Below are 16,059 nucleotides of genomic sequence, written 5' to 3' on the forward strand. Positions count from 1 at the left end.
GGGACGCGCTAGCGTCGCCGCGTGACAGGCGTGCGTCATGCCGAGCGCTCGGCCACGGCACGGGATCCGCGCGCCGCCCATCCTCGCAGGATGCGGCCACGGTGAAGCGGCGCGGCGGCCAGCGCGGCGTGGATAGCGCGATCATGCTGGATCGTGCGGAAAACGATATTGGTCATCATGCGTCTCTTCCGGGCTCGTGGGCCAAGTCCGGGACAGACGCTCAGCCGGATCGCACTCGCGATTCGTGAACGGCGTGCCCGAACCCGGGACGTCCAGCCGTGATCGCCAGCAGGGCAGAGCCGCTACTGTCGCCATCGCCGGACAAGGGGGTAGATCGGGGTTTCATGTGCGTCCTGTTCGTTACCGGTGCCGCGATTGCATCACCTGTCGGGCGCCCTTGGCGTCGCAACGAGCGCCCGCTATACCCTAGGGGGGTATAGATCAAGAGGGTGATGCACGTCGGCCATGAGCCATGTCGAAAAAGAGAAAAAGAAGCTGCTCAACCGGCTCAAGCGGCTGAAAGGACAGATCGAGGCGCTCGAACGCGCGATCGAGGAAGACCGGGAATGCGCGCGGGTTCTGCAGCAAGCCACCTCGTGTCGCGGCGCGCTCGACGGGTTCATCGCCGAGGTGATCGAGGATCATATCCGCGAGCACATGATCGATCCCGCGACCTCGCGCGACGATCCCCGCACCGTCGCGGCCGAGGAGCTGGTCGAGATCGTCCACGCGTACCTCACCTGATCGCCGGCGCCACTACGCCGCGAACTCTTCGGGCAGGTAGCGATCGGCGACGATGTCGAACCGGTCGCCATCGACCAGCACCTGCGGGCTGAGTGCGCGGCAGTTGTAGGTCGACGCCATCGCCGCGCCATACGCACCTGTGGCGTGCAGCACCGCGAAGTCGCCGCGGCGGACACGGTCGATGTCGCGCGCGACCGCGAACACGTCGCCGCTTTCGCAGACCGGGCCGGCGATCGTCGCGACCATTCGCTCGCCGTCCGGCATGACCGCTTCGAACCGGTGAAAGGCATCGTACAGCGCCGGCCGTGCGAGGTCGTTCATCGCCGCATCGACGATCACGAACGGATGGTCGACACCCGGCTTCACCCAGATCACCCGCGTCAGCAGCACGCCGGCGAGCCCTGCGACCACCCGCCCCGGCTCGAACGTGAGTTCGACGTCCCAGTCGCGCGTGACCTGCGCGACCATCGCGGCATAGGCGTCGAGCGTCGGAACGACGTCGTCGGCGCGGTAGGCGATGCCGAGGCCACCGCCGAGATCGACGCGACCGACGACATGGCCGCGCGCGCGCGAGTCCGCCACTAAGCGGCCGATCCGACCATAGGCCTCCTCCAGCGGCGCGAGATCGCGCAGCTGGCTGCCGATGTGTAGCGCCACCCCGACCAAGTCGAGACCCTCGAGGCGCGACAGGCGATCGTACATCCCGGGCACGTCGGCGATCGGCACCCCGAACTTGTTGCCGCGCCGCCCCGTCGAGATCTTGGCATGCGTGCCGCCGTCGACATCGGGATTGACGCGCAGCACCGCCGTCGCCCGCCTGCCCTGCGCACGGGCCAGCGCGGCGAGCACCTGTCCCTCCTCCTCCAGTTCGAGGTTGAACTGACCGACGCCGGCAGCGAGCGCGTCGGCGAGTTCGCGTTCGGTCTTGCCGACGCCTGAAAAGACGATGTCCGATGCCGCGATCCCCGAGTCGAGCGCGCGCCGCATCTCGCCCCCGGAGACGATGTCGGCGCCGAACCCGCACTCCGCCAGCAGGTGCAGCACCGCGCGGTTCGGGTTCGCCTTGACGGCAAACGCGACGCGCACGCGTGGCAGGATCGACAGCGCCGATCTGAATCGCTGCGCCGCATCGCGCAGCGCGGCGGCGGAGTAGACGTGGACGGGTGTCCCCACCGCCTCGGCGATGGCGGGGAGCGGCACGGCTTCGGCGCACAGGACGCCGTCCCGCGGACTGAAATAGGTCATGCGTGTTCGGTGTCCGGTTATCGAGAATGCGGCGGGTCGGCCGGCCGGCGGGTACGACGGAGTCGCACGGCGTGGATCGCTTGCGCGGTGTGCCCGTGGCCATGACGTTCGGCGCGCAGTACCACCGCCACGCGCTTGCCGTTGATCATCAGCGTCAGGCCCAGCAGTGCAATCGGAAACACGAGCATCGCCTGCGCCGATCCGTTCATCGCCGCGGCCGCTCCGCAGGCCCCGGCGGCGAGTACCAGGCCGATCCCGCGCCAGAGCATATCGCGCCGGATCATGCCGCGATTCCTCGAACATGGCATGCCGCATCGTCGGCGATCACGATCCGCCCGGCGTTTAGGACGGCACACCCTGCCTCCGGACGACGGTCGCGCGCGCGATCGTGGCAGATCACGATATCAGCCGGCAGGTCCTGCTCGTCGCGCAAGGCCGCGACCATGTCCGCCACCGCGAAGTCGACGCCGATCGCCAGGTCGATGACGCGGTGCGCCGCCGACCGAGCTCGCCCGATCAACAGCGGCGAACGGTCGATGCCGCGTCCCTCGATCGCCGTGAAACCGAGCCGCCGCGCCTCCGCCAAGGCCTGCAGCAACAGCGTCCCAGCCCCACATTCGGCATCGACGATGCGCACCGCGTGCCGGCCATTCGTCCGCAACGCCGCCAAGGCCGCCTCGATCCGGGGCCAGCGCGAGTCATGGGCGGCGGCCTTCGACACGTGCCGCGACGGGCAAGTCGACGTGACTCCGCCGATCGCCGTGCGCAACCGGACGGGAAGAGCATGTACGTTCATTTCCATCCCTCCGTCAGGCTGCCCGCGGCAGCGCACGCTCGTCGCGACCCACCGGAGCAAACGACACGAGCGGCGTCAGCGGCAGTGCGGCGATCTCGACGCTCGCATGGTAGATGTCCCGCTCGGCCTGCGCATAGCGCATCGCGGCGCCGTACGAGATGAAGCGGCCTTCGAGGTTGCGCCTGCTGTCCTGGACCAGCCAATGGCCTGCGCGATCCTGGCCGACATAGATGACGAGCCCGGTAGGATCGGGCTCCGATTTGGGTTCAGACGACATTTCGCCTACGTGCCTTTCGTATCGCGAGCGTCCTGCCCGCTCCCGATAGTTACGGGTCACGGCATAGCGCTTCGAGATCGATCCCGACCGATCGCATAGTGCGCGCATAGTGTTGCGCTCGCTTCACCGCGTTCCTGCCACTCAGGTGCCTCGCCTCTCGCGATCGATGGGCATTCACAGACCAAAACGGTCGACCAATTCCATAAACGGAACGACCCACTTGCGGTCATTCGCGGCCTCTTTCTGGCTCCCCAACTTCTGCCATCCATTCAGGATTGCAGCAGAGAAGGTGCTGAGCCTCGGCCCTGCCCGCTACCTCGCCAGCTTTCAAATGGATGATGAGGCGGCAAAGCTTTTACCGGCCCATTAACTGGCTGTCGGCTGCATAAGCTCTATCGTGATATGATCGGGGCCTGACACGTAGGCCACCAACGTTCCCTTCCGTGGACCACCCGGGATCGGCAGCGGATTGCCTTTCGCCTTCCATCCTGCCGCCTCGACGCGGGCAATGGCGACGTGAATATCCTTTACGGTCAGAGCCAGGTGGGCCGCTCCGATCGATCCCGCGCCGCTGGGCACCGTCCCGTTCTGAAGCCCGTTTGTATATTCCAACAGTTCGACCACGTGGCCGTCTTGTGCCTTGACGATCGCCGTTTTCACACTCGGATCATCGACACCTGTCACCTGATGCAGGAAGTCGCCCCCCATCTCCGATTGCCGCTCAAGTGTGAAACCGAGCGCTCCCGTCCAGAACCGAACGGCTTCGTCCAAAGACGACACAGCGAAGCCTGTGTGGTCCACGGCAATTACGTTTGCGGCGTCCGTCATTACTGCCCTCTCACTGGTATTCCGCCCGTGCTTACCACGCGACCGTTCACCATCGTAAACCGCTTTCCCTAAACCCTTCCCCGCATACACTTTCCCAATATGGGCTGGTGGACACGGAGAGACGGAAAGGCTTCGAGCCTCTTAAAGCAGCGAGTTCCAGGATGCGAAAGACCTTGGGAGCAGACCAGCTTGGTCATGCAGCGATCAGGCGACCAGCGGCCGCGGAGACCCAGAACCGGACGTTCACGCCCCTTCCCTCGCTTCCCAACTTCGGACGCTGGTTCATCTTTGCGAATGCCCGATTTTGAAGCCCGGCTAGCCGCTCGCGAATGTCGTGATGGGAGGAAAGCGGACCGGCGGCTTTTGAGGCCAGTTCGATGGAAAGCGGACTCACGGTGTAAGCGCTGACTCCCAACCATTTTCTGTCAAGTCGATCTGGTCGGCTGCGAAAGCTGTGTCGAACCCTTGCTCCCATGGGAAAACGCCACTCCGATCCGGCCAGACAATTTGAAGGCAGGGGAACTCGTCGCCGCCGTAAAACCATCGGCTCCAGCCCAAGTGATCGCGGTAGAACCGCTTCGCCACCGGAAATGCATAGGCAAGAAGATTTTCGAATGCTCTATCGGTTGGCTCACCCACTGGTAGCGGCAATCCTGCCTTAGCCTCTCGGAACAACTCCCAGAACACGTCATGAGCCATCTCACGCTTCATGCCGAACATGATCAACTCTGGCTGACCTGTGTTCACCCATAACCCCGTGGTAAATGAAAAGCCCGGCCCTTCGACGTCGCCAAACACTGCGGTGTCGAACCAGCCATGCTCTCGGACCTTGGCTATAAACGCTCGCTCGGGATCATCCAGTGCCTCAGGCGGCGCGTTCATGGCTGTTCGCATGAGCGGTAGCTAACCCTCCTAATGAACGTCCGCAATCAGGAAGCGCAACAGCCACTCCGAATGCCTTGTTCTGGGCGAAGGCACCCTGCCCCCAGCTTCCGGCCAGACCCAGTTGTGGACGTTCAGAGCGGCTTGAGCGTATCTCGAAACCAGCCGTTCGTTCAGGTGTTGTCTAGCGGGTGTAATCAGGCCGGTATCGGTTAGCATGGTCGGCGTACAAGCTCAGTCGGGAAGACGGCCCGGCCGATGATAGGCCGCGATCCAACCCGCGGTATACGTTGCCGCCATTAAACGCAGAAAGCGGAAGGGCATCTCGCCGGACCGGGTGGAGAAGGTGAGCATGGAAACGGCAGGCTTCGGCGGCGGGTGTCATTGGTGCACCGAAGGCGTGTTTCAAATCCTGCGTGGCGTCTCCCAGGTCAATCAAGGCTTCCTGCAATCGACCGCACCCGACGATGCCTGGGCAGAAGGAGTGGTAGTCCGCTTCGATTCTGGGATCATTTCGCTCGACATTCTGATTGAGGTCCATCTGCGCACTCATTCGGCGAATAGCGGCTATTCGCCGAACGGGCGTTACCGCAGCGCTGTCTATTTTGGGAATGCCGACCAGCGGCATCGGGCAGATACGGTGATCACCCGGCTCAGGCAGAAAATTGACAGCGCTGTGCGGACGAAGGTGTTGCCGCTCGTCGGGTTCCGAGCATCGGAAGAGCGCTACCGCAACTATTACCATACCGACCCGACCCGACCGTTCTGCCAACGCTATATCGACCCCAAGCTGGATGCGATCCGACGAGACTTCGCCCGGCATGTCCTGTCCGAGGGCGACGGAATGCGATAGCGATTCCGACGGCTGTCAGGCCAGGACGTGGCCGCGACTCCTGCTATTCCTCTGCCCCGCCGCGATTCTATCGCGATCTACGTCGTCTTCGCCGCTGCCCTCTAGATCAAACCGCCTTCGGTACGCCGTGTGCAGGTCTGCAAACCAGTGCGATTATCGCGCCTTTACGAACCGTAGCGTGAACCGGTCGCTCACGCCGATCGCAGCATATTTCGCGCGATCAACGTCCTTCAATCGATAGCTCGGCGGCAGCGTCCAGACGCCTTCCGGATAATCGTATGTATCCTTGGGGTTGGCATTGATCCGAGATTCTGCGGCTAGTGCAAAGCCCGCCTCTTGCGCCAGCCGACCGACGGTCGATCTTTTGATGTAGCCGCTCGTCTTCTCACGCGCCGCGTCCATCTCCTCCGGCAAGCAATGATCGACGACACCGAGTACGCCACCCGGCTTAAGCGCCGTACAGAATGCCTTGAACACGCGGCCTGCGATGGCAGAGTCGTCTTGCATCAAGAGGTTGTGGACGTTGCGGAACGTCAGCAGCACATCCGCACTCCCCGCCGGAATCGAGAACGCTCCGGTCTTGAAGTCGATCGTCGCAACCTGCGTCACGCCATACTCCGCGGTATTACCGGCAAAGCGCTGTGGGTGCGCTCTGCCTTCGCGGTCGGCACCGCAGAGCTTCGATGATCGTCTGCGTCGACTTCACGCCGAAAAAGGCCAATGTCTGCGCCTGGTGACGATAGCGATCACGCGCGCGGTTCGCTGGCGTCCGCGTTGACGATGCGAGCACGGCAACGATATCCTTCGAGGGGGCAACGGATTGTGCCCCCACCCCCGTAGCGCCAAACGCGACGACACAGGTCAAGGCGGCGAGCAGTCGGTCATAGCGTTACACTCCCTGAGCGATTCATCCGCAACAATGCCCTGCGCGAGCCGCGCCACACAATCTCGATGGCCTTCGTCAACAGTCAGATGACTACCATTCCCACCCGCAACTTCGTGCTTTCGACGGCACCACGCTGCCCCCGGCGCTGACCTAATTCCAGACGTTCGGACCGGCCTTCCCGTTTCCCAGCTTCAGACACTCGTTCATGCCCTTAGGTCTTTGAAACTTGACGGTGACGTCACTCACCAAAGCGCTTCGTGGTCATCCAGATCATCAACTGCTCTGAATCTTGTCAAAGCACATTTGCAATCACACGCGCATTGCCGTCACGAAGGCCTGAAAGGCGGCAGTCGGTTGACGTCGGCTGGGATAGTAGAGGTGGTTCGGGGCCAGCGTGGGTGCCCAGCCGCCCAGCACTTCGACCAGAGTACCGGCGGCCAGTTGCATTGCGGCATGTGGCAGCGGCAGGCAAGTCACCCCCAGCCCTGCCACTGCAGCGTCGCGCATCACGTCGATATCGTTGGTGATGAAGTCGCCGCGGACTGACCGTTCCACTGCCCGGCCATCCCGCTCGAATTCCCAGCGGTGTACGACGCCAGAGGACGTGTATCGGTAACACAGACAACGATGAGCGGCGATATCGTCGGGATCGACGGGCGCGGGATGATCGGCGAGATAGGCCGGCGCGGCGACGAAGACGAGCGGCACCGGCGCGCTGATACGGACCGATATCATGTCGGCTTGCAGGGTCTGGGCATGCCGGATCCCGCAATCGAAGCGGTCCGCGACGATGTCGACGAACCCGTCGTCGACCACCAGTTCGACGGCGATATCGGGATACGCGCGCGCGAAGTCGGCCAGCCGCGGCAGGATGGCGTAGATGACCGCGACCCGGTGCGCACTGACCCGGATCCGCCCCGCCGGACGTTCGCGGGCATTGTCGAGGTCGGCCAGCGCGCCCGCGACCGAAGCGATCGCCGGCCTTAACCGCGCCAGCAGTTCATCGCCTGCGGGCGTGGGCGCCAGCGACCGAGTAGTACGGTCGAGCAGCCGGACGCCCAGTTTCGTCTCAAGCGACCGCATCGCATGGCTGAGCGCAGAAGCGGACAATCCAAGCCGCGTCGCCGCTCGCGCGAAGCTGCCAGCCTCGACGATCGTTTCGAACACCGCGAGACCGGCCCAGAGATCACGATCCATTCCTGAACATCCTTCAGCAACCCATGCGCCGCAGACGATCTAATCCGCGGGCGGTCCGGCGTCCATCTGGAGGTAACACAACGCAGGATACCACGATGACCCTCGACATCTATCGCCCGCTTGGCCGCTCCGGCCTTCTCGTCAGCCCGCTGGCACTTGGCACGATGACCTTCGGTACGCCGCGATGGGGGCTGGACGAGAGCGGCAGCCGCGCGGTGTTCGATCGCTACACTGATCTAGGTGGCAATTTCATCGACACCGCAGACGTTTATGCAGGCGGGCGATCGGAAGAAATGGTCGGCAGTTTCGTCGCCGCACAATCGTCGCGCGATCGGCTGGTGATCGCGACGAAATCGGGGTTTGCGACCGGTCGCGGCTATCATGCAGGCGGCAATGGCGCACGCCACATTCTGGCGTCCGTCGAAGGATCGCTCCGCCGCCTCCGGACGGACTTCATCGACCTGTACTGGGTGCACGTCTGGGACGGTGTCACCCCCGCCGAGGAACTGCTGCGGACGATGACCGCGCTCGTCGCAGCGGGCAAGATCCGCTACTGGGGCATATCCAACACCCCGGCCTGGTACGTCGCCGAACTCGCGACGCTGGCGCGAGTGCAGGGCGATCCTTCGCCGATCGGCCTGCAATATTTCTACTCGCTGGTCGAACGCGGGGTCGAGGCCGAGCACCTGCCGCTCGCCCGATCGGCTGGCATGGGCCTCGTCCCCTGGAGCCCCCTCGCCTATGGCCTGCTCACCGGCAAGTACGACCGCGCGATCGTCGAGGCGGGTCCGAAGCGCGCGGGCGGCGTTCCCAACCAGGCCGGGCGGAACGACACCGCGAGACCCGCCGACGACAAGCGGCTCGATGGCGACAATCCGTTCGGCGACACGCTGTTCACCGAGCGCAACTGGCACATCCTCGAAATACTGAAAGGCATCGCAGTGGAGATCGACGAGACGCCGGCCCGCGTCGCGCTCTCCTGGGTGGTCGGGCAACCGGGCGTCGCATCGACGCTGATGGGCGTGAGCCGACCCGAACAGGTGAGCGACAATGTTGCCGCACTCGACCTTCATCTGCCACCCGAGCACCGTGCTGCGCTCGATGCGGTGAGCGGTGACAAGCTGCCGTTTCTCTACGGCCTATTCGCCCCTGCCGTACGCAACCAAGTCGTCTTCGGGGGCGGAGACGTTCGAAGCTGACGCGTCATCCGGAGCCGGCAGCCTGAGCCTAAAGTCTGCGCCTGGGCCGGCTCCAATCGACAAGCCTGGCGCTTGCGGTCCTTCGGTCGGTCGCAAGTTCAGTCGCTGCAGGCCCGCACGGAGGAATATAATGCGGATCGGAATCATCGATGCGGGGATGGCAGGACCTCCTGCGCCCAGGCGCTCCGCCACCGGGGTCACAATGCCATTGTGTTCGACAAGAGCCGCGGGCCCGGTGGCCGTATGTCTACCAGTTGCATCGACACGCCGCTGGGTGATGCTGTGTTCGATCAAGGCGCGCTAGAGCTGCCGGCGCACGCGCCCGACGAGGATTTCGCGGGGGCCGCCGAAGAATGGAACAAGCGGCTCGACGCCGATCCTCCAGCACGGCAAGGCACCAAGATACCAAGGCGGATCGCTTGAATGAAAGTGTCGATAGTGATGATCGCTGAAGCCTAATATCACTCGCTGAACTGCTTCCGTGCGTTCAGCATTGGCACCTTTATGACCCAAATGCGGACGTTTAGACCGTCCTACACGCTTCCCAACTTCAGCCGTTCGTTCATCCACAGCCGGCAGGATGCGACAACGAGGACACGACACAGTCGAATTTCACGCGGCCGACCAAAGCGAAGCCGGCGCGCTTTCCCTTGCCAGCCGGGGCAGATACGACTGCCGCAAGCGAAGGGGAAACGATGAGGTTTAAATATGTGGCGGCGACGGTGCTTCTCGCACTTGCTCCAGCAACGGCGTGGGCCCAGCCGAGCTCGGCTGATGCGCAGCTCAAGGCGATCTACGACGCTGAATGGAAATGGCGACAGAAGGATTTCGCGCAGATTACGGACGGCTTGCGAAGCAAGCCCACCGACCATTTCCCTGGCGTCGCCCCCGCTGACTGGGCGCGCCGGCGCACCTACTGGAGCACAGTTCTCGACCGCATCGCGCGTATTCCCGCGACGCAACTCTCGCCCGAAGAGCGATTGAACGTCGCTGTCCTCAAGGAATCGCTCCGCGCCGAAGTCGCGAACATCGACTTCCGCACCTACGAGGCGCCGCTCAACAGCGATTCCTACTTCTGGGGCGAAGTGAAGCCCTATGCCCCTCTCGAGACCGCCAACGACTATCGTCGGTACATCGGCCGGCTCAAGGACGTGCCGCGCTGGTTCGACCAGAACATCGCCAACATGCGCGCCGGACTGAAGCGCGGCTTCACGCCACCACGCGTGTCACTCGCCGGGCGCGATGCGACCATTGCCGCCTTCACCACGCCGGGCGCGGACAATCCACTGGCCGAACCATTCAAGACGATGCCCGCTTCGATCCCGGCGAGCCAGCAGGCGTCGCTGCGCGCCGAGGGACTGGCTGCGGTCGATACCGCCGCGGCCCCCGCCTATGCGAAGCTCCTCGTCTTCTACCGAGGCACCTACCTGCCCGGAACGCGCACGACGGTCAGCGCCGCTGCACTGCCCGACGGCGAGTCATTCTACAAAAGTCAGATCCGCGAATACACAACCCTCGAGCTCACACCGGAGGCGATCCATCAGATCGGCCTCAAGGAAGTCTTGCGCATCGACGCCGACATGAAGGCGACGATCGCCACCACCGGCTTCAAGGGCAGCTTCGCCGACTTCCTCGCGTTCCTGCGCAGCGACCCGCAATTCTACGCACGAACCCCCGACGAACTGCTCGGCTTCTCGGCCTATGTAGCGAAGCGGATGGACGGACGGCTGAAGGACGTCTTCACCACCCTTCCCCGTTACCGCTTCACCATCCAGCCGGTGCCCGACGCGATCGCGCCGGTCTACACCTCGGGTCGCGGTGGGCTCAGCGCATGCCTCATGAATACCTACGACCTGAAGTCTCGCCCGCTCTACAACATCGTTGCGCTGACGCTGCACGAATGCGTCCCCGGTCACAGCCATCAAGCCGCAATGGCGTTGGAAGCCCCCAGCCGCCCCGCCTTCCGCCGCCAGACGTACTTCTCGGGCTATGGCGAAGGTTGGGGGCTCTATTCGGAATGGCTCGGCACCAAGCTCGGCATGTACCGCACGCCCTATGAAGAATTCGGTCGCGAGACCTTCGAGATGTGGCGCGCAGCGCGCCTCGTCATCGACACCGGCATCCACGCGATGGGGTGGAGCCGGGAGCAGGCGATCGACTATCTCGCCGGACACACGGCGCTCGCGAAGCTCGACGTCGAGATCGAAGTCGACCGATACATCAGCTGGCCGGGCCAGGCGCTTTCCTACAAGCTCGGCGAGATGAAGATGCGCGAGTTGCGCGCGAAGGCGGAGGCGGAGTTGGGCGACCGCTTCGACCAGCGTCGCTTTCACGACGCCCTGCTCGACATGGGCTCTGTCCCTCTGCCAGCGATGGAAGCCGAGATGATAAAGTGGATCGCGGTAGAGAAATCACGCTGATACGGTCGGCTTCGCCTCGGGTGCTCGCAGCGCGAGGTCGAGCGCTATTGCGTTTCACCCGGGCAGGCGTGCCGCTACAAGATCGGCCATGCTGCCCGGCTGCGCGCACCGGCGAAGGCCAAGGCAATCGCCGGCGAGCGCTTCGATGTGAAGCATTTCCACGATGTACTGGAAGCCGGTGCGATGCCGCTGACGATGCTTGAGCGGATTGCCGAGGAACATGCGCGCGGGCTTTCGGGCATGCTCCTTCGAAATTCGATGTGTGCCTACGCACTTAAACCCAGTTGCGGACGTTCAGACCGCCCTTCCCGCCACCCAACTTCGGCCGTTCATTCAGGTCGTCGCGCGGCGGCGTTCGGCTGGCCAGTACGGCCGGACGTATGTCTCAAACGGGAAGGAAAGCGGACGGTCCGCTTTGGCGGCCGCACCCTGGGACGCCGGCCACTGAACCGGCATCCCAGATGCATCAGTCTTTTGCATCGGCGGAACCCTCGATTTCCCGCCGCTCTTTGGTCGATGCAAAACCTGTGATTTTTGCATCATCATGCAAAGCGCGTTGGATTGCGTGAGAGCTGTTTTCTTTTTGTTGAAAGCCTGAGCAGTCATTGTAGGTGAGCTTGGGACAGGGAATACATGTGCTTCTGATTAAGCGTTCAGGGGGGCACACATGCGAGATTATTCAAGCATCTCATTAGCCGATGCGCGGAGGAATTATCTCGCTACCAGCACCACGGCGATGCCGATCGGTGGTTTTATAGCCTGGAGCGCATTGGCGATCACCGCGTACCTTCTTGGCAACCAGCTTCCGAGCTTTGCGCCATTTATTGCCGCAGCCATCCCTTTTCCGTTAGCCCTGATCATAGACAAAGTACGCGGCGCGCCTGGGCTTCAATCGGAAAGTCGGCACAACCCCGTGACACAGCTGTTTATGCGATTCATCACGGTAGTTGGGCTACTTATACCGTTTGTGATTATCGCCGCGCGAGCCGCTGATAACCTCGATATTCTAATTCTGGGCCTCGCCATCCTCGCCGGAATGGTATGGGTGCCTCACGGATGGGGCGCTGATGATCCGGCTGGGTTCATCCATTTCGTGATGAGAGCGGTCCTTTGCTACGCAGCTTACCTGTTCGTCCCCGAGGGGGTTCGCGGGGCTGCGATAGCTGGCGCTGCGGCGCTGACGTACGTTTACGCTATCGTTGCGATGCGGAAACCTTCCTCTGCACATTGATGCAAAACTTTTAACTTTTGCATCAGGAGGAAGCGGCTCGGGAGGAACCGACCGGAACGAATGACCGCTTTCGGAGCCCTAATTTGTGACACTCAGTGTCCGTCTTTGGGCGGAACTGCCCAGCAACGCGGGGCTTCCCAGACCCATTCCAAACACCTTGCGGCTGACCCGTCGATCGCTATCTCGGCCGCTCATTCATCGGCATAGCGCAAACTATAGATGTAAATGGCCGCTTTACCTTCGCGTCTCACTCTAGTGTCGCGAACTTCGACCGCCATTTCATTTTCATCTGTCGTATTCCGGACATAGAATATCATGGAGCACCGCAGCCATGCCGGAGACGCAAATTGGCCGCGTGCGCTAGCGCCACCAGGATGCCCCCAGTTACCGTAACCGCGCTTTCGACGTCGCCTTCCGGCAGGGCGAAGGCACCTACCGTCATCAGACCCAGTCCAGCGACGCCAAGGCACAGGGGCCACAACGCCGCGTGGCGCGCATGTCCGCCGAGGAGCGCGACCGCCGCGAGCGGTACCGCCAACAGCAGCAGCCAGCGGTGGAAGCTTTCAGGTATGACGATGATCACGGACACCGCCGGCACTGCCGCCAGGAGGAGCGGTAGCGCGAGGCAATGGACCATGCATGCTGCCGATCCCGCCATGGCTGCGCGATCGAGCCAATCCATTCCGCAAATCCGTATCGTTCTCATCTTGCCACAACCAATATCGATGTAGTAATGATATACTGTATCACGCTGTATGAGGTTAGTCGATGCTCGAAGTTGAGATGCCGCTGCTACCGGTAACCGTCCTTTCCGGATTTCTGGGTGCCGGAAAGACGACGCTCCTCAATCACATCCTCGCTAACCGCGAAGGCCGGCGCGTGGCGGTGATCGTCAACGACATGTCCGAGGTGAACATCGACGCCGATCTCGTGCGCAGCGGCGATACAGCGCTATCGCGCGGCGAAGACACGCTGGTCGAGATGACCAATGGCTGCATCTGCTGCACGCTGCGCGAGGATCTGCTCGTCGAGGTGCGCGCGCTGGCCGAGGCCGGGCGGTTCGACTGTCTGGTCATCGAGAGTAGCGGCATCTCGGAGCCGTTGCCGGTCGCCGCGACCTTCTCGTTCGAGGACGAGCAGGGCGAGAGCCTGTCGGACGTTGCGCGGCTCGACACGATGGTGACGGTGGTCGATGCCGCGAACCTGCTGCGCGATTACACAAGCACCGACTTTCTCGCCGACCGCGGCGAGGCGCTCGGCGACGACGACCGCCGCAGCCTGGTCGGGTTGCTGGTCGAACAGATCGAGTTCGCGGACGTGATCGTCATCACCAAGGCCGATCTCGTCGATGCCGCGCAGCTGGCAACCGTGCGCAAGCTGGTGGCATCGCTCAACGCCGATGCCCGCATCATCGAGGCGCGCCACGGACACGTCCCGCTCGACGCGGTAATCGAGACCGGACTGTTCGACGACGAAAAGGCGGAGCTCCACCCGCTCTGGGCGAAGGAACTCTACGGTCATGCCGATCATCGTCCCGAAAGCGAGGAATACGGCGTCGAGAGCTTCGTCTACCGGGCGCGGGCGCCGTTCGACCCGGCCAAGTTCCACGATTTTGCGCGCGGCGGTTGGCCGGGCGTGGTCCGGGCGAAGGGGCATTTCTGGCTCGCGACACGCCCCGATTGGTGCGGCGAACTGGCGCAGGCCGGGGCGCAGACGGTGACGGAGGCGCTGGGCCGCTGGTGGGCGTGCGTACCGGAACCCAAGCGTCCGAGCGGCGATGCCTGGGGCCGGATGGTAGCGGCGAAATGGTCGCCGATCTGGGGCGATCGGCGACAGGAATTGGTCTTCATCGGCATCGACATGGACGAGGCCGAGATCAGGCGCCGCCTCGATGCCTGTCTTGTGCCGGCGGCTGCGTTCACGCCCCGGCTGTGGGAGGAAATGCCCGATCCATTCCCCGTCTGGGGCGTGCGGGAGACGGCCTGATGAAAGGTATGTCGACCCTCGCCCCATCCCGCTCGCATGTCCATTGCGCGCGGACCGTTGGCGATCTCGCGGCGATCCTGGACCCCGCGGTGACTCTCGCAATCTGGGAGCGACCCTCGGTGGTGCCGGTCGGACCACTGAACGGCTTCGGCACCATCCAGATGACGACTTCGGTCGATCGCGCGCACGCCGCGCTGACCGATGCGTTTGCGCAGCAGCCCCAGGCCGCCTGGCATGCGGATATCGCCGCGGACATCGCTGCGCTCACGGCGTCCTTTGCGGCGATCATGGCGCTGTCGCACGTCGTGATCCGGCTCGAGCGGGTGGTCGGCGACGCCTGCAAACGCTGGCACGCGGATTACGTGTCCGTCCGGCTGATCTGCACCTATCGCGGATCGGGAACGCAGTGGATCGAACGGGCGATCGAACGCGCCGATGCACCGCCCGTCGAGACGCCGCGATCGCTTGCGCCCGGCGCGGTCGGCCTGTTCAAGGGTCGCGTCCTCGCCGGCGATCAGGCGATCGTCCACCGCTCGCCCCAGATCGCCGGCACGGGCGAGGAGCGGTTGTTGCTCGCGCTCGACGCTCCACCACCAGCGGAAACCGCCGCGCTTTGGGAGCAGGCGATGCAACGTGGCTGACATATTCGCGGCGCACCCTCGTCACGCGATCGCCGAACACCGTCTCGCTCCTCCCATGATCCACACCATCAGGATCCACCCAGCATGACCCGTTTGCCGCTCATCATCGCTATCACGCTGGCGAGCCTCGGTGCCGTTGCCGGTGCGCAGCAGGCGCTCGGGCCGGCGGGCTATCTCAACCCCGGCGCTTTCGACGTGCTGGCCGTCCTGCCGCCTGCGCCGAAGCCGAGCGACCCTCGCGGCATTGCCGACCGCGCGATCTTCAAGGCGACGCGCGCTCTTGAGGGAAGTCCGCGCTGGGCGATGGCGACCAACGACGTCAAGCTGGCGCCCGCCGACCTGTTCCGCGATTTCAGCTGCTCGATGGGGATCGCGATGACCCCCAAAAACGCCCCGCGGACCGCTGCGCTGCTCCGGCGCGCGATGGTCGACACCGCGCGACAGAACGGCATCGCCAAGACATTCTATAGGCGCCAGCGCCCCTTCCTGATCGACCGCGGGCCGATCTGCCAGCCCGCCGCCGAGGTCGCGGACAGCTATGATTACCCCTCGGGCCATACCACCGCGGGCTGGACGATGGCGACATTGCTCGCGCAGATCGCGCCCGATCATGCGACCGCACTGCTCGCGCGCGGACGGGCTTACGGAGAAAGCCGGATCGTATGCGGCGTCCACAATGCCAGCGCGGTCGAAGCGGGACGGCTGTCGGCGTCGTCGACGCTCACCGCACTGCAAGGCGACCCGGCCTTCACCGCCGATCTCGCCGCGGCCAGGCAGGAGATCGCGGCGCTCCGACAGACCCGCGGCGTGGCAAGACCCAACACGGCACTCTGCACCCGCGAAGCGGCACTCGTCGCCCAGCCGCTCTACTGAC

The 16,059-nt window shown here is 63.8% G+C and carries 20 protein-coding genes; 10 read left to right on the plus strand and 10 right to left on the minus strand.

Annotated elements, in window-relative coordinates:
* Nucleotides 1-35: 35 nt before the first annotated feature.
* On the minus strand, nucleotides 36-176 hold the full coding sequence (locus ASF00_RS18370) for a hypothetical protein (RefSeq protein WP_156348226.1): 141 nt from the start codon (nucleotides 174-176) through the stop codon (nucleotides 36-38).
* Nucleotides 177-465: 289 nt separating this feature from the next.
* On the opposite strand from ASF00_RS18370, the gene ASF00_RS07710 reads away from it, so the two are divergent.
* Complete coding sequence (locus ASF00_RS07710) at nucleotides 466-744, plus strand: metal/formaldehyde-sensitive transcriptional repressor (protein WP_055876568.1); 279 nt, start codon at nucleotides 466-468, stop codon at nucleotides 742-744.
* 12 nt (nucleotides 745-756) lie between these two features.
* On the opposite strand, the gene lysA is transcribed toward ASF00_RS07710, so the two are convergent.
* From lysA to ASF00_RS07740, 6 genes are all read right to left on the minus strand, one after another.
* Entirely contained in the window at nucleotides 757-1,989 is a 1,233-nt protein-coding gene (gene lysA, locus ASF00_RS07715) for a diaminopimelate decarboxylase (RefSeq protein WP_055876571.1), read from the minus strand.
* Between the two features lie 17 nt (nucleotides 1,990-2,006).
* Nucleotides 2,007-2,273 carry a hypothetical protein gene (locus ASF00_RS07720; protein ID WP_055876574.1) on the minus strand — a complete coding sequence of 89 codons (267 nt, stop codon included), beginning with the start codon at nucleotides 2,271-2,273 and terminating at the stop codon, nucleotides 2,007-2,009.
* Nucleotides 2,270-2,785 carry a methyltransferase domain-containing protein gene (locus ASF00_RS07725; RefSeq protein WP_156348227.1) on the minus strand — a complete coding sequence of 172 codons (516 nt, stop codon included), beginning with the start codon at nucleotides 2,783-2,785 and terminating at the stop codon, nucleotides 2,270-2,272. Before ASF00_RS07725 ends, ASF00_RS07720 begins: the two co-directional genes overlap by 4 nt.
* Before the next feature lie 13 nt (nucleotides 2,786-2,798).
* Nucleotides 2,799-3,062 carry a hypothetical protein gene (locus ASF00_RS07730; RefSeq protein WP_055876580.1) on the minus strand — a complete coding sequence of 88 codons (264 nt, stop codon included), beginning with the start codon at nucleotides 3,060-3,062 and terminating at the stop codon, nucleotides 2,799-2,801.
* Nucleotides 3,063-3,428: 366 nt separating this feature from the next.
* On the minus strand, nucleotides 3,429-3,890 hold the full coding sequence (locus tag ASF00_RS07735) for a VOC family protein (protein WP_082463288.1): 462 nt from the start codon (nucleotides 3,888-3,890) through the stop codon (nucleotides 3,429-3,431).
* A 390-nt stretch (nucleotides 3,891-4,280) separates the two neighbouring features.
* Nucleotides 4,281-4,772 carry a DUF4262 domain-containing protein gene (locus ASF00_RS07740; RefSeq protein WP_235525671.1) on the minus strand — a complete coding sequence of 164 codons (492 nt, stop codon included), beginning with the start codon at nucleotides 4,770-4,772 and terminating at the stop codon, nucleotides 4,281-4,283.
* Nucleotides 4,773-5,124: 352 nt separating this feature from the next.
* Here ASF00_RS07740 and ASF00_RS07745 point away from each other — a divergent pair, with 352 nt between their 5' ends.
* Nucleotides 5,125-5,625, plus strand: a complete 501-nt coding sequence (locus tag ASF00_RS07745; protein ID WP_055876589.1) for a peptide-methionine (S)-S-oxide reductase — start codon at nucleotides 5,125-5,127, stop codon at nucleotides 5,623-5,625.
* A gap of 153 nt (nucleotides 5,626-5,778) precedes the next feature.
* Here the strand turns inward: ASF00_RS07745 and ASF00_RS18985 are convergent, their stop codons facing one another.
* Complete coding sequence (locus ASF00_RS18985; RefSeq protein WP_235525672.1) at nucleotides 5,779-6,234, minus strand: class I SAM-dependent methyltransferase; 456 nt, start codon at nucleotides 6,232-6,234, stop codon at nucleotides 5,779-5,781.
* 586 nt (nucleotides 6,235-6,820) lie between these two features.
* Nucleotides 6,821-7,708, minus strand: coding sequence for a LysR family transcriptional regulator (locus ASF00_RS07755; RefSeq protein ID WP_055876590.1), 888 nt, complete (start codon nucleotides 7,706-7,708; stop codon nucleotides 6,821-6,823).
* A 95-nt stretch (nucleotides 7,709-7,803) separates the two neighbouring features.
* On the opposite strand from ASF00_RS07755, the gene ASF00_RS07760 reads away from it, so the two are divergent.
* The 5 genes from ASF00_RS07760 (at nucleotide 7,804) to ASF00_RS07775 (ending at nucleotide 12,558) form a co-directional block, all read left to right on the plus strand.
* On the plus strand, nucleotides 7,804-8,907 hold the full coding sequence (locus ASF00_RS07760; RefSeq protein ID WP_055876596.1) for an aldo/keto reductase: 1,104 nt from the start codon (nucleotides 7,804-7,806) through the stop codon (nucleotides 8,905-8,907).
* A 72-nt stretch (nucleotides 8,908-8,979) separates the two neighbouring features.
* Nucleotides 8,980-9,330, plus strand: coding sequence for an NAD(P)-binding protein (locus tag ASF00_RS19320; RefSeq protein WP_443024388.1), 351 nt, complete (start codon nucleotides 8,980-8,982; stop codon nucleotides 9,328-9,330).
* Nucleotides 9,331-9,602: 272 nt separating this feature from the next.
* Nucleotides 9,603-11,327, plus strand: a complete 1,725-nt coding sequence (locus tag ASF00_RS07770; RefSeq protein WP_055876601.1) for a DUF885 domain-containing protein — start codon at nucleotides 9,603-9,605, stop codon at nucleotides 11,325-11,327.
* An 81-nt stretch (nucleotides 11,328-11,408) separates the two neighbouring features.
* Nucleotides 11,409-11,858, plus strand: a complete 450-nt coding sequence (locus ASF00_RS17915; protein ID WP_235525695.1) for a DUF885 domain-containing protein — start codon at nucleotides 11,409-11,411, stop codon at nucleotides 11,856-11,858.
* Nucleotides 11,859-11,994: 136 nt separating this feature from the next.
* Nucleotides 11,995-12,558 (plus strand): DUF7010 family protein, encoded by a 564-nt coding sequence (locus ASF00_RS07775; protein ID WP_156348229.1) that lies wholly within the window; start codon nucleotides 11,995-11,997, stop codon nucleotides 12,556-12,558.
* A 313-nt stretch (nucleotides 12,559-12,871) separates the two neighbouring features.
* On the opposite strand, the gene ASF00_RS07780 is transcribed toward ASF00_RS07775, so the two are convergent.
* The gene (locus tag ASF00_RS07780) at nucleotides 12,872-13,240 is read right to left on the minus strand and encodes a MerC domain-containing protein (protein WP_055876607.1); all 369 of its coding nucleotides are present in this window, start codon (nucleotides 13,238-13,240) and stop codon (nucleotides 12,872-12,874) included.
* Nucleotides 13,241-13,326: 86 nt separating this feature from the next.
* Between ASF00_RS07780 and ASF00_RS07785 the strand changes: the two genes are divergently transcribed.
* From ASF00_RS07785 to ASF00_RS07795, 3 genes are all read left to right on the plus strand, one after another.
* Nucleotides 13,327-14,544: a GTP-binding protein gene (locus ASF00_RS07785; RefSeq protein ID WP_055876609.1), complete on the plus strand. Its 1,218-nt coding sequence runs from the start codon at nucleotides 13,327-13,329 to the stop codon at nucleotides 14,542-14,544.
* Nucleotides 14,544-15,185, plus strand: a complete 642-nt coding sequence (locus ASF00_RS07790; RefSeq protein WP_055876612.1) for a DUF1826 domain-containing protein — start codon at nucleotides 14,544-14,546, stop codon at nucleotides 15,183-15,185. The genes ASF00_RS07785 and ASF00_RS07790 overlap by 1 nt, the downstream gene beginning before the upstream one ends.
* A gap of 84 nt (nucleotides 15,186-15,269) precedes the next feature.
* The gene (locus ASF00_RS07795; protein WP_055876615.1) at nucleotides 15,270-16,058 is read left to right on the plus strand and encodes an acid phosphatase; all 789 of its coding nucleotides are present in this window, start codon (nucleotides 15,270-15,272) and stop codon (nucleotides 16,056-16,058) included.
* The last annotated feature ends 1 nt before the right edge of the window (nucleotide 16,059 follow it).

Origin of the sequence: Sphingomonas sp. Leaf34, from assembly GCF_001421805.1 — a bacterium.
Taxonomy (GTDB): domain Bacteria; phylum Pseudomonadota; class Alphaproteobacteria; order Sphingomonadales; family Sphingomonadaceae; genus Sphingomonas.